The sequence below is a fragment of the Herbaspirillum sp. GCM10030257 genome (assembly GCF_042666555.1).
In the GTDB taxonomy this organism is placed as follows: Bacteria; Pseudomonadota; Gammaproteobacteria; order Burkholderiales; family Burkholderiaceae_D; genus Noviherbaspirillum.
Map to the genome: position 1 here is coordinate 218,654 of NZ_JBHTDH010000004.1, position 12,801 is coordinate 231,454.

15 protein-coding genes are annotated in these 12,801 nt (G+C 52.9%); 10 read left to right on the forward strand and 5 right to left on the reverse strand.

What is annotated here, in order from left to right; genetic code table 11:
• Positions 1-57: 57 nt before the first annotated feature.
• Positions 58-1,251: a fatty acid desaturase gene (locus tag ACFQUU_RS07950; protein WP_382245748.1), complete on the forward strand. Its 1,194-nt coding sequence runs from the start codon at positions 58-60 to the stop codon at positions 1,249-1,251.
• 247 nt (positions 1,252-1,498) lie between these two features.
• On the opposite strand, the gene rpmG is transcribed toward ACFQUU_RS07950, so the two are convergent.
• From rpmG to radC, 3 genes are all read right to left on the reverse strand, one after another.
• Positions 1,499-1,666 (reverse strand): 50S ribosomal protein L33, encoded by a 168-nt coding sequence (gene rpmG, locus ACFQUU_RS07955; protein ID WP_057292919.1) that lies wholly within the window; start codon positions 1,664-1,666, stop codon positions 1,499-1,501.
• A 23-nt stretch (positions 1,667-1,689) separates the two neighbouring features.
• Complete coding sequence (gene rpmB, locus ACFQUU_RS07960; RefSeq protein WP_041296590.1) at positions 1,690-1,926, reverse strand: 50S ribosomal protein L28; 237 nt, start codon at positions 1,924-1,926, stop codon at positions 1,690-1,692.
• Positions 1,927-2,066: 140 nt separating this feature from the next.
• A complete protein-coding gene (gene radC, locus ACFQUU_RS07965; RefSeq protein WP_382245201.1) occupies positions 2,067-2,741 on the reverse strand; it encodes a DNA repair protein RadC in 675 nt (224 codons plus the stop codon).
• Between the two features lie 190 nt (positions 2,742-2,931).
• On the opposite strand from radC, the gene ACFQUU_RS07970 reads away from it, so the two are divergent.
• The 8 genes from ACFQUU_RS07970 to maiA all read left to right on the forward strand — a co-directional run bounded on the left by ACFQUU_RS07970 (position 2,932) and on the right by maiA (position 10,316).
• On the forward strand, positions 2,932-3,387 hold the full coding sequence (locus ACFQUU_RS07970) for a peptidylprolyl isomerase (protein WP_382245204.1): 456 nt from the start codon (positions 2,932-2,934) through the stop codon (positions 3,385-3,387).
• Positions 3,388-3,420: 33 nt separating this feature from the next.
• On the forward strand, positions 3,421-4,353 hold the full coding sequence (ispH, locus tag ACFQUU_RS07975) for a 4-hydroxy-3-methylbut-2-enyl diphosphate reductase (RefSeq protein WP_382245207.1): 933 nt from the start codon (positions 3,421-3,423) through the stop codon (positions 4,351-4,353).
• Between the two features lie 713 nt (positions 4,354-5,066).
• Positions 5,067-5,996, forward strand: a complete 930-nt coding sequence (locus ACFQUU_RS07980) for a branched-chain amino acid ABC transporter permease (RefSeq protein ID WP_057292915.1) — start codon at positions 5,067-5,069, stop codon at positions 5,994-5,996.
• 17 nt (positions 5,997-6,013) lie between these two features.
• The gene (locus ACFQUU_RS07985; protein WP_382245210.1) at positions 6,014-7,234 is read left to right on the forward strand and encodes an ABC transporter ATP-binding protein; all 1,221 of its coding nucleotides are present in this window, start codon (positions 6,014-6,016) and stop codon (positions 7,232-7,234) included.
• A 9-nt stretch (positions 7,235-7,243) separates the two neighbouring features.
• Positions 7,244-8,014 (forward strand): ABC transporter ATP-binding protein, encoded by a 771-nt coding sequence (locus ACFQUU_RS07990; protein ID WP_057292913.1) that lies wholly within the window; start codon positions 7,244-7,246, stop codon positions 8,012-8,014.
• A complete protein-coding gene (locus tag ACFQUU_RS07995; RefSeq protein ID WP_382245215.1) occupies positions 8,014-8,739 on the forward strand; it encodes an ABC transporter ATP-binding protein in 726 nt (241 codons plus the stop codon). Before ACFQUU_RS07990 ends, ACFQUU_RS07995 begins: the two co-directional genes overlap by 1 nt.
• Before the next feature lie 142 nt (positions 8,740-8,881).
• Positions 8,882-9,577: a fumarylacetoacetate hydrolase family protein gene (locus tag ACFQUU_RS08000; protein ID WP_382245218.1), complete on the forward strand. Its 696-nt coding sequence runs from the start codon at positions 8,882-8,884 to the stop codon at positions 9,575-9,577.
• An 82-nt stretch (positions 9,578-9,659) separates the two neighbouring features.
• On the forward strand, positions 9,660-10,316 hold the full coding sequence (gene maiA, locus ACFQUU_RS08005) for a maleylacetoacetate isomerase (protein WP_382245221.1): 657 nt from the start codon (positions 9,660-9,662) through the stop codon (positions 10,314-10,316).
• A gap of 157 nt (positions 10,317-10,473) precedes the next feature.
• On the opposite strand, the gene ACFQUU_RS08010 is transcribed toward maiA, so the two are convergent.
• Both ACFQUU_RS08010 and ACFQUU_RS08015 read right to left on the reverse strand, forming a co-directional pair.
• Complete coding sequence (locus ACFQUU_RS08010) at positions 10,474-11,325, reverse strand: fumarylacetoacetate hydrolase family protein (RefSeq protein ID WP_382245224.1); 852 nt, start codon at positions 11,323-11,325, stop codon at positions 10,474-10,476.
• Positions 11,326-11,868: 543 nt separating this feature from the next.
• The gene (locus tag ACFQUU_RS08015; RefSeq protein ID WP_382245227.1) at positions 11,869-12,042 is read right to left on the reverse strand and encodes a hypothetical protein; all 174 of its coding nucleotides are present in this window, start codon (positions 12,040-12,042) and stop codon (positions 11,869-11,871) included.
• Between the two features lie 428 nt (positions 12,043-12,470).
• On the opposite strand from ACFQUU_RS08015, the gene ACFQUU_RS08020 reads away from it, so the two are divergent.
• The gene (locus ACFQUU_RS08020; protein ID WP_382245229.1) at positions 12,471-12,788 is read left to right on the forward strand and encodes a DUF3135 domain-containing protein; all 318 of its coding nucleotides are present in this window, start codon (positions 12,471-12,473) and stop codon (positions 12,786-12,788) included.
• Positions 12,789-12,801: the final 13 nt, after the last annotated feature.

A 12,801-nucleotide genomic window follows, 5' to 3' on the forward strand; every position in this document is an offset into this window, starting at 1 on the left:
ACATGAATAGCAAGAACCCCGATGTATTCAACTGGAGTAACCATCATCGAAACCACCATGCTTGACGCAGTACTTAACTTTCTTTCCAACGGCCTTTCCGGTGCTTCCGGTTGGGAAGTCGTTGCATTCACGTTGATTGCAACGCACATCACGATTGCCGCTGTTACCATTTACCTGCATCGTTGCCAGGCACACCGCGCACTGGAGTTGCATGCGATCCCCAGCCATTTTTTCCGTTTCTGGCTGTGGCTGACTACCGGCATGGTGACTAAGGAATGGGCTGCCATCCATCGCAAACACCATGCGAAATGCGAAACCGAAGAGGACCCGCATAGTCCTGTCACACGTGGCATCAAGAAAGTTTTCTTTGAAGGCGCCGAGCTGTATCGTGCCGAGTCCAAAAACGCCGAGACTATGGAAAAGTATGGCCACGGCACCCCTGACGACTGGATCGAGCGCAACCTTTACAGCAAATACAGCTGGCAGGGCGTCGGCTTGATGCTGATTATCGATCTCATGCTGTTCGGCGTAGTCGGTCTGAGTGTATGGGCAGTGCAGATGCTGTGGATCCCAGTGACCGCCGCGGGCATCATCAACGGTATTGGCCATTATTGGGGTTATCGGAATTATGACTGCGCCGATGCCGCGACCAACATCTTCCCGATCGGTATCATCATCGGCGGTGAAGAGCTGCATAACAACCACCATACCTTTGGTACATCCGCCAAACTGTCCTCCAAGTGGTACGAATTTGATATCGGCTGGATGTATATCCGTATCCTGGAAACAGTCGGTCTGGCGAAGGTCAAGAAGGTGGCCCCAGAGCCGAAATTCAATCGTGAAAAGAGTGTGGCCGACTTTGATACGCTGCAGTCCGTTATTGCTAATCGCTATGACGTGATGGCCAAGTACGCAAAATCGGTGAAAAGTGCATGGCGTGATGAATCCGAAAATTTGGCGAGCAAGGGCAAGCTGGAATACAAGCGCCTGAAATCGTCACGCAAACTGTTGCAGCGTGAGCCGGCGAAACTTGGCGCGCCGCAGAAACAGCAATTGAGCGAATTATTCGCGCACAGCAAGGCATTACAGACCATGCATGAAATGCGTGTCGAGCTCGGTGCGATATGGGAGCGTTCCAACTCCAGTCGTGAACAGTTGCTACAGCAATTGCAGGACTGGTGTGCGCGTGCAGAAGCTTCGGGTATTCGCGCTTTGCAGGAATTTTCGCGTCGCCTGCGTAGCTACGCATAAAGTAGTCATATATAAGGGACTGCGTCCCAGTATAAAAACAAGCGGCCCCTCTTCGTTAGGGGCCGCTTTCTTTTTGCGTGGCGTAAATCCACGACACCTTTGCATTGGGTTTTCTTGGCGCACCAATTAGTTATCTGCTTGTAAATCGGCAAAGCGTTCCCCTAACTTACCAAAGACGGAGAGAGAAAATAAAAAAGCCGTTCAATCGAACGGCTTTTCTGTTGCACTAAAAATTGCAAAGGCAAGATTACTTGATCTTGGTCTCTTTGTATTCAACGTGCTTGCGTGCCTTGGGATCAAACTTCATGATCGCCATTTTTTCAGGCATGGTGCGCTTGTTTTTAGTGGTGGTGTAGAAATGACCTGTACCTGCAGTCGATTCCAGCTTGATTTTGTCGCGGTTAGATTTTGCCATGATAATTTCCTAAAGATGTCCGCTTAGACTTTTTCGCCACGGGCACGCATATCGGCGAGGACGGCGTCGATGCCGATCTTGTCGATAACGCGCAGGCCGGCGTTCGAGAGGCGCAGGGAAACCCAACGGTTTTCGGATTCAACGAAGATACGGCGGTTTTGCAGGTTTGGCAAAAAGCGACGCTTAGTCTTGTTGTTAGCATGGGAAACGTTGTTGCCGACCATCGGCCCCTTCCCGGTCACTTGGCAAACACGTGCCATGGTTCACTCCTTAAAATATTCCAGATTTGGAAAAAACGAGAGTATAGCCAAAAAAATGTGAATTTTCAATGACTTGCGAAAAACAATTGTGTCTTATATGAATTCGTGCTTTTAACATTCTCATCGGCTTGCCTTGCCGGTCAGATTTCGCCATGTTCAGCAAACGAATAAACACGGCTGCCTGCCACCACAAAATGGTCGAGCACCCGAACGTCGATCAAGCCCAACGCCTGCTGCAAAGCCTTTGTCAACGTACGATCAGCGTGACTAGGCTCAGGACTGCCGGAAGGGTGATTGTGCGCGATGATGACACCGGCTGCATTGTGTGACAGTGCAGCCTTGACGACTTCGCGCGGGTAGACGCTGGTATGCATGAGGCTCCCTCGAAACAGTTCTTCTGCAGTAATGAGACAATTTTTCACGTCGAGGAACAGCACAGCAAAGGATTCATATGCTTTCTTTGCAAGCATGAGCTGCAAGTATTGACGGACAGCCTCCGGCGAACTCAGGACGTCTCCTCTTTTTAGTTCTTCGCTGGTCGAGCGACGAGCGAGTTCAAGCACTGCCTGTAGCTGTGCGAACTTTGCCGGGCCAAGTCCATTCACCAGGGAAAATTGATCTAGCGAGGCGCTGAAGAGGCCGTGTAGTGAGCCAAAGTGGCTGAGCATGTCACGACCCAAGTCGACCGCGCTTTTACCGCTTACGCCAACTCGCAAAAAAACCGCGAGGAGTTCAGCATCAGATAGGTGCTGCGCGCCGAAGCGGATGAGCCTTTCGCGTGGACGCTGGTCTTCCGGCCAGTGATTGATTGCCATGTGATTCCGTTTAATGAGGCTTGCTAAGTCAACCTGCGATTATAAAGTGGAAAATTATTAAATTTGCAATATTTGCCCTGTTTAAAGACCATTTTTATCATCATCACAGCACGGCACACCCCCTTTAGGGCGAAGCATTCGGTGCCGTCGTGGCTTACAATAACGGGTTATCTTTTGAGTCAAATATGCCATGCAGAACGCTATCCACCCCGTCGTCACCGAATCCGCTTACCTGACCTTGCACTACCGTCTTGCGGCGATGGATGGAACGAATATCGTCAGCACGTTTGAGGACAATCCCGCTACACTGCAGCTCGGCACGAGTCAACTTGCGCCGTTTCTCGAAGCATGCTTGATCGGCTTGCCGGAAGGGACGCACCAAACATTCGAGCTTCCTCCGGAAAAGGCTTTTGGTCCACGTAACCCGGAACTGATCCAGCATGTATCTCGGGCAACGCTGACTGAGAACTCCAATTTTGGCGAAGAATACGTCATCGGCGATCTCGTTGAATTTTCCGCGCCCAGTGGTGGCCGCTTTGCAGGTATCTTGCGTGCCATTGATGCCGAAACCGCTCTATTTGACTTCAACCATCCGCTGGCCGGACAGCCGTTAAAGTTTGAAGTAAAAATTATTGGCATACTTTAACTGCGCTCGCGCCTATCGTTTCAAGGACAGAACATGGATAAGGAAATCCTGCTTGCCCAACCGCGAGGCTTTTGCGCCGGCGTAGATCGTGCGATCGATATTGTAGAGCGCGCGCTCCAGCAATTCGGCGCCCCTATCTATGTGCGACATGAAATCGTGCATAACGCTTATGTGGTCGAGGACTTGCGCAGCAAGGGCGCAATTTTCGTGGAAGAACTCGATGAGGTCCCTGCGGGTAACACGGTCATTTTTTCTGCCCACGGTGTATCCAAGGCGGTGCAGGTAGAAGCAAGCCGGCGCGGCTTGCGCGTGTTCGATGCAACTTGTCCGCTCGTGACCAAAGTGCATGTTGAAGTCGCCAAAATGCGCCGCGAAGGCCGCGAAATCGTCATGATCGGCCATGATGGTCATCCCGAAGTCGAGGGCACGATGGGCCAGGCCGAAGAGGGCATGTATCTGGTTGAGACTGTGGCTGATGTCGAGGCACTGCAGGTGCGCGATCCCGACATGCTCGCGTACGTCTCGCAAACCACACTCTCCGTCGACGATACGGCGGACGTCATTGCTGCGCTCAAGCATAAATTCCCGAACATCGCCGAACCGAAAAAGGCGGATATCTGCTACGCGACCACCAATCGCCAGGAAGCAGTCAAGTTCATGGCGCCACAGGTCGAAGTCGTTATCGTGGTCGGTAGCCCCAACAGTTCCAATTCCAATCGTCTTCGTGAAGTAGCGCAGAAAAAGGGTGCTCAGGCCTATATGGTCGACAATGCAGCCCAGATCAATCCGGACTGGCTGGAGGGCAAAAGCCGTATCGGTGTCACAGCAGGTGCATCCGCGCCGGAAGTGTTGGTGCAGGCGGTTATTGACCGGCTGAAAGAGCTCGGCGCGCGGAGCGTGCGGCCTTTGCCTGGGGTAGAAGAAAATGTCACATTCCCAATGCCTAAAGGCCTATCGGTAAATTGAATGGAAGTTAAGGAATAAAAAGTTACCGTACGGATACCCGGAATTATATTCAGACCCCGCCCTTTTTTTCCATTAATTGTTTTTTCCTTTCCTCGTTATGATTGCTGCCGGCAACGATGGTGATTGAAAACGAATTCAAAAATTGAATTTGTCAGGTAAAGCAGTCAAGGCTTAGCCTCCTGTAGTCTCCCCTGTAAATTTTCAAGTACTTTTGTGCCATTTTGGTTATAACGTAAACATTCCTGTCCTTCTTCCGAAACAGTACCTTGTTAAGGTCAGCCAAGTTTACGAAGCTGTCACAGGCATTGATATTTTTGAGTGTAAATCCGTACCTTATGTCATCAGGAGCTGCCGGTTTGCGGCTGATGTCGTTAAATGAAAACAGTCAGCTAATACATTGACGTTTCTTTGGGGAACATGTTGGGTATAATGCCGCCCGACTAGGGTTAAGCTTACAAGGCTATACAACTATAAAAAGTTTTTACCAAAAACGGGAACAGGAGACACGAATATGAGCATGACTAACGCCCGAGCCACTCGCAAGACCGCGGCATGCCTCTTCCGATAACAATAATTTACGCCAAGCGGCACCCCTGAGGATTTCATCCGGGTGCCGTTTTTATTATCTGAAAAGGTTTTGCTGCATCGCACATTAACTCTTGCAGCGAATTTGTAAAACGATTTGAACGATCCTTATAGAGAGTAGGCAAACTATGGATACCTTTATCCAACAAATCATTAATGGACTAGTGCTCGGTAGTATGTATGCGCTGGTCGCGCTTGGTTACACCATGGTGTACGGCGTCCTTAACCTGATTAACTTTGCTCACGGCGACGTTTTGATGGTGGGTGCCATGGTGGGCGTCACCATCCTCAAGATCGTACAAACAGTGGCTCCGGACCTGCCGGGCGTTGTCAAGCTCGCCATTGCCATTATCGGGGCGATCCCGGTATGTATTCTGGTCAACGTCATCATCGAGCGCGTCGCCTACCGACGCTTGCGTAACGCGCCTCGTCTGGCGCCGTTGATCACGGCTATTGGTGTTTCCATCCTCCTGCAGACTTTCGCCATGATGATTTGGGGACGCAGCCCGATCCCTTTCCCTCAGGTGATGCCAGCAGAATCCTTCAACGTTGGTGGTGCATTGATCTCGCAGACACAGGTCATGCTGCTTGTGCTCGCTGCCGCGGCGATGACTGGCCTGGTCTTGCTGGTTGAACGTACCCGCATGGGGCGTGCCATGCGAGCAACCGCAGAAAACCCCCGCGTCGCCGGCTTGATGGGCGTTGACTCCAACAAGGTGATTGTCATGACGTTTGCCATTGGTGCCGCACTTGCCGCTGTCGCCGGAGTGATGTGGGGCGCAAACTACTCTTCCGCACAATTCGCCATGGGCTTCGTGCCCGGCCTTAAAGCGTTCTCCGCTGCGGTGCTTGGTGGTATCGGCAACATTTACGGCGCGATGGTGGGTGGCATTCTGCTGGGCCTCATCGAGAGCCTCGGCGCCGGCTACATCGGCGACCTTACAGGCGGCTTCCTCGGCAGCCACTACCAGGACATCTTTGCATTCATCGTGCTTATCATCGTGCTCACACTGCGTCCGTCCGGCATCATGGGCGAGCGTGTTGCGGATCGTGCTTAAGCGAAAAGGAGAGAACCATGTCAGCACTATTTGACGTCAAACATAACCCGCGCAAGGCCTACACCAGCTTTGCAATTCTTGGCATCGTCCTGATCGCTTTTCCGTTTATTGCGTCCAATTTCGGTAATTCCTGGGTTCGCATTATGGATCTGGCACTGCTCTACATCATGCTGGCGCTCGGCCTGAACATCGTGGTCGGCATGGCAGGCTTGCTGGATTTGGGTTATATCGCGTTCTATGCACTGGGCGCCTACATGACAGGCCTGCTCGCATCGCCGCAATTCGCCACCGTGCTCGAGTCATTCGTCAATCAGTATCCATTGATTGGCGACGGCTTGCGATGGATAGTCGGGGAGGAGGCTGCCAAAAACGGGATACACCTGTCGGTCTGGCTGATCGTGCCTCTTGGTGCAGCGCTGGCAGCGTTCTTCGGCGCATTGCTCGGCGCGCCAACCCTGAAGCTGCGCGGCGACTACCTTGCAATCGTGACACTCGGATTTGGCGAAATCATCCGTATCTTCATGAACAACCTGAATGCGCCGGTCAACATCACCAACGGCCCGCAAGGTATCAACATGATCGATCCGATTCGCATTTTCGGTGTGTCACTTGCCGGCGAACCAGGTTCACGTGCGACGGTGTATTTCGGCGAATGGGGCATGCCATCGGTGAACGCCTATTACTTCCTGTTCCTGTTCCTGTGTGCGGTAATTATCTTCATTTCGATTCGTCTGCAGCATTCGCGTCTCGGTCGTGCATGGGTCGCCATTCGCGAAGATGAGATCGCTGCAAAAGCCATGGGTATCAACACCCGTAATATCAAGCTGCTCGCATTTGCCATGGGCGCCTCCTTCGGCGGTGTTGCCGGTGCAATGTTTGCTTCCTTCCAGGGTTTCGTGTCGCCAGAATCGTTCTCGCTGACAGAGTCGATCGCTGTGCTGGCCATGGTGGTCCTTGGCGGTATCGGCCACATCCCCGGCGTCGTGCTGGGTGGCGTGATTCTCGCTGCCTTGCCTGAGGTGCTGCGTCACGTCGTTGAACCGCTGCAGCGTCAGCTGTTTGGCACAGTGCTGATCGACGCTGAAGTGCTGCGTCAGCTGCTTTACGGTCTGGCCATGGTTGTCATCATGCTTTACCGTCCGGAAGGTCTGTGGCCATCGCCCAAGCATGAAGACCGCATGGACGCAAATGCGAAGAAGCGTCTTGACGACAAAGAACCTGCTGCGCTGGCTGCATAAGGAAAATTCATGAGCGAACAAACTATTCTCAAGATTGCGGGCGTCAATAAACGTTTCGGCGGCCTGCAGGCGTTATCGGAAGTCAGCATCAAGATTTTGCGCGGGCAGATTTACGGTCTCATCGGCCCGAACGGTGCAGGCAAGACGACGTTCTTCAACGTGATCACCGGCTTGTACCAGGCCGACACTGGTACCTTTGAACTTGGTGGCAAACCATATTCGCCGTCCGCACCACACGAAGTGGCGAAGGCGGGTATTGCACGTACGTTCCAGAACATTCGCCTGTTCGGTGAGATGTCCGCTGTCGAAAACGTGATGGTCGGCCGCCATGTCCGTACGCATCAGGGCGTGTTTGGTGCGGTGTTCCATCACAAGGCGGCACGCGAAGAAGAAGCGGCGATTCGTCGTCGCGCCATGGAGTTGCTGGATTTCGTCGGCATCAGCCAGTTTGCGCATCGCACTGCGCGTCATCTGTCTTATGGCGACCAGCGCCGCCTGGAGATCGCCCGTGCGTTGGCAACCGATCCTCAGTTGCTGGCACTCGACGAACCGGCCGCCGGGATGAATGCGACCGAGAAACTCGCGCTGCGTGAATTGCTGGTCAAGATCAAGGCAGAGGGCAAGACAATTCTGCTGATCGAACACGATGTGAAATTGATGATGGGTCTCTGCGACCGCCTTACGGTTCTCGATTACGGCAAGCCAATTGCAGAAGGCGTGCCGGCCGAGGTGCAAAGCAACCCGGCAGTTATCGAGGCGTATCTGGGAGGAGGGCATTAATGAACGAAAATATTCTGAAGGTCAGCGGTCTCAAAATCGCTTACGGCGGCATTCAGGCTGTCAAAGGCATCGACCTGGAAGTCAATAAAGGTGAGCTGGTTACGCTCATTGGTGCCAATGGTGCTGGCAAGACCACGACCCTGAAGGCAATTACCAATACGCTGCCAGGTTGCAGGGTTGAAGGACAGATTCATTACACCGGTAAGCCGATTCAAGGCACGACATCCTTCTCTCTGGTCAAGAAGCATCTTGCTATGGTGCCGGAAGGTCGTGGGGTCTTTACCCGCATGACCATCCATGAAAACCTGCTCATGGGTGCCTACATCCGTGATGACAAGGCCGCTATTCAGGCTGACATCGATAAATGGTTCGGCGTGTTTCCCCGCTTGAAGGAGCGTTCATCACAACTCGCTGGCACTTTGTCCGGCGGTGAGCAGCAAATGCTGGCAATGGCTCGTGCGCTGATGAGCCATCCGAAGCTGTTATTGCTGGATGAGCCATCGATGGGATTGTCGCCAATCATGGTGGAAAAGATTTTTGAGGTTGTTCGCAACGTGTCTGCACAAGGCGTCACTATTTTGCTCGTTGAACAGAACGCGAAACTTGCATTGCAGGCCGCCCATCGTGGCTATGTGATGGACTCCGGACTCATCACCATGAGTGGTAACGCGAAGGATATGCTGAACGATCCAAAGGTCAAGGAAGCTTACCTCGGCGAAGGCTGATTCTTTCTGCTTGTCATTGACAAAAAACGCCTTGTTCGATTCATCGACAAGGCGTTTTTTACTTCTGATCCACACATGCAGACCGGCGAAGGCATGCCTCGGCAAGCAATGGCATAATTTGCCAAACATCTAGGAGACAGCTATGCAATTTGCCATACCCCAACCTTCAATTGCCACCGTTCCGGTTGCCGGTAGTGAGTCCGTCTTTCCAATACATCGTATTTACTGCGTTGGCCGTAACTACGTTGAGCATGCAAAAGAAATGGGAGGAACGGGCAGAGAGGCACCATTCTTTTTTATGAAGCCTGCGGATGCCGTGCTCCCGGTGCCAGCTGGCACAATAGGGGAAATGCCCTATCCTGGCATGACAAACGAGCTGCACCACGAAATCGAGCTGGTTGTAGCCATTGGTAAAGGCGGTTCGAATATCGCAGCGGCCGATGCGCTGCAATACGTCTGGGGATATGCAGTTGGTCTAGATATGACGCGCCGTGATTTGCAGGGTGAAGCAAAAAAACAGGGGCGTCCGTGGTCAACCGGTAAAGGCTTCGACAAGTCCGCGCCGATCGGTCCGATCTACCCGGCGGCTCAGGCCGGTAATATTGCCCACGCCTCGATCCGCCTTCAGGTCAATGGGGCAGAGCGCCAGCAAAGCAGTATTGAAAAGCTGATCTGGAATATCTCTGAAACGATCGAACATTTGTCCAAGTATTTTGCGCTGCAACCGGGTGACCTTATCTTTACCGGGACACCGGAAGGCGTAGCCGCCGTCAAGCAGGGTGATGTGCTGGAAGGAGCGATTGACGGCCTCGGTGAACTCAAGGTCAAGATCGTCTAAAGACTTTGTCGATTCAACCCTCGCTGGTCGCATGGCTGATCCATGCCAGCGACCATCCCTTAACCTGATATCGGGACATCGCGTGAAGTTATACAGTTACTTTCGCAGTTCAGCATCCTATCGTGTCCGAATTGCTCTCAATCTGAAGGGCCTCGCCTACGAGACCATACCGGTACATCTTTTGAAAAACGGCGGAGAGCACCTGACACCGGAATACCGAAAGTTGAATCCCGATGGTTTAGTACCTGCGTTCGTGGATGAACAGGCTGACAATTCGATTGCACTGACGCAGTCTCTCGCAATCATCGAGTATCTCGACGAAATACATCCGCAACCACCATTGTTGCCCCAGAGTCCATTGGATAAAGCCTTTGTGCGCAGCATCGCCTTGTCGATCGCTTGCGATATCCATCCTATCAACAACCTGCGGGTATTGCGCTACCTGGTGCGTAATCTGAAGGTCAGCGAAGACGACAAGAACGCTTGGTATCGGCACTGGTGTGAACAAGGGCTTGCCGCGATTGAGCAAACCCTGTCGACGGATAAACGCGTTGGGCGCTTTTGTTATGGTGATGCACCAACATTGGCTGATTGCTGCCTGGTTCCACAGATTGCCAATGCACAGCGGCTCAACAGCGATCTATCGAAGATGCCTACCGTCATGCGCATTCATGATGCGTGCATGGCGTTGGACGCGTTTGTGAATGCGTCTCCCGCAAAACAGCCAGACGCGGAATAGGCCTGCATCGGTTGCGCAAACTTACGTAATCGCCTGTTGAACATGCAATTTCAAACAGGGTAAGAGAGTGTCGGCATGCCTCCATGCACAACGAAATCTGGAGGCATGCGGATGTGGAAGCTTTGGGAAGCGCGTCTTTCCGATCGCTCCCGCGCAATTAAGGCGCTTGGAAAGCAATCACCTCCTGTCGCTGCTCCCCGAGACTATGGATCCCCAATGTCATGACGTCACCCCGCTTCAGGAAGCGCGGTGGTTTCATGCCCATACCGACACCGGGAGGCGTACCCGTTGTGATGATGTCGCCTGGCATCAGCGTCATGAAACGGCTGACATAGCTGACGATCTTGGCGACTGAAAAAATCATGGTTTTCGTGTTACCTGTCTGTATGCGCTCACCGTTCAGGTCGAGCCAAAGTTCAAGGCGCTGGGGGTTGGGCACTTCATCCTTGGTAACGAGCCATGGGCCAACGGGTCCGAAGGTGTCGCAACCCTTGCCCTTATCCCATTGTGTTCCGCGCTCCAGCTGATATTCACGCTCTGAAACGTCATTGACGACGCAATAGCCTGCAACGTAGTCAAGGGCGTCCTTCTCGGATACGGAGCGTGCAACACCGCCGATGACGACACCAAGTTCTACTTCCCAGTCCGCTTTCTTGGAGCCCTTCGGCAGCATGACCGGATCATCGCCTCCGCACAAGGAGGTAATGGCCTTCATGAAGATGATCGGTTCCTTGGGAATCGGCATTCCGGCCTCTGCCGCATGGTCGGAGTAGTTGAGGCCGATTCCGATGAACTTTCCGACGCCGCTCACCGGAACGCCGCGCCGCGGCGCGCCGCGTACAAGGGGTAATTTTTCCGGGTCAAGTTTTGCAAGTCGTGCCAGCATTTTCGGGGAAAGCTGTTCAGGCCCAATGTCATTTACGATGGCTGACAGATCACGTAGTCTTCCCTGGTCATCGACCAATGCGGGTTTTTCCTTGCCAATGCGGCCGTAGCGCGCCAGCTTCATGCAATCTCCTTGTTGTGTCTTGCCTGCGATCTTGCGCGCAGGAAAATAGGGGGAGTTGGCAATATATGTGGGCGACGCAAGTTTGTCCACAGGTCTGCGCTGGCCGGGGCACCGCTGCTAGACACTGATCAGCGTGCAGACCTGCTTATCAATTCAGTGGGGATGACAATATTTGCCGACGTGTTTGACGCTGACAAGCGTTTTTGGCTTGAGCCAGGTCGCTTCGCAGGTTGGACTTGAATTCTTTCGTGCAGCCGCTCGGTTCCGTGCTGGCATCTTTTACAATCGGCCCGCTAACCCTGACCGGAACATTGCCGTCGTCTGGTGGCGCACACGTAGTGTGATCGACCACAGTCCGCCTGCCTTTAAATTGGGCAGTGCAGTAATTCCATTAAGAATCATGACGTTGGAAAAGCAATGAGACACTTATCCACAACGATAATCACAATAGCTGTGGGCAAGTGACTAGCAGTTGATTTCACACCTCTGGCTTGGTGCCTCTTTGGAAAACATTGAGCCAGAGTGACATGGCGTGAGGCTCAGTCAGGGCGCATTCCGCGGGATGATCAGTTTTCCAAGCAAATTGATACGCATGGTCACATCCGACACATTGGTAGTGCCATCTTCATCGTCGGGATCCGATACCGGATCCTGCCCTGGCAGCTTGGTATCTTCCGGATTGGGGCTGATATGTTCATCATTATTCAGTCTGGACATCGCGCACTCTGCTGGTAAAAGGAATGCTTCAAAGCTTACCTACCTGGCAAGCAACGACGTTGAGATTGCTCATTCGTGTCCAAGGCTATAAAAACTGGACATGCGGATAATGCGTAGAGTCAATGAAATGCTGAGCCAGGGATGTTCCAATGTGCTGAGACTGCGCGGAGGATCATCATGATTATTGCTGTTATTTCTTTGTTGGCGATGCTAGGCGCTGGCGCTGTGGCAGCAACCTGCATCGATATGCTACTGCGACTCGAAGATATAGAGGACCGGCAATAAACAGCCTGACATTACCACCTCAGGCTGGCAAGTTTGAGGCGTAACAGTGAGAGTCGGGGAGGGCATTGAGCCGTCACAAAGGCTTTTGCCCCTAAACGGTTATACCTGTCATATCGACAACTTCGACATTGACTGGAGCCGCAATGAACGTCGCCATGCCCGACTTCGATACCTTGGTAGCATTACATCGGCAAGATCCGGAAGCCTTGGAAATATTTCGGCGGCATCTGCTGCGTGAAGCGGTCGATACCGCACCCGCCGAGCATCGTCCCTCCCTCGAAAAACTGCTCGACCGGATCGAGGTCGCCCGCAGCAGCGCCAAAGACCCTGCGGATGCGGCAGTCATCGCATTCCGGATGATGCAGGATTCCATGAACCTTCTCCACGAATCCTGGGACAAGGCCATGTACGAAGTTGCGGGATTGCAAACTACATTGCTGCTCGACCGTATGCGTCACTGATCGCCGAGGCATT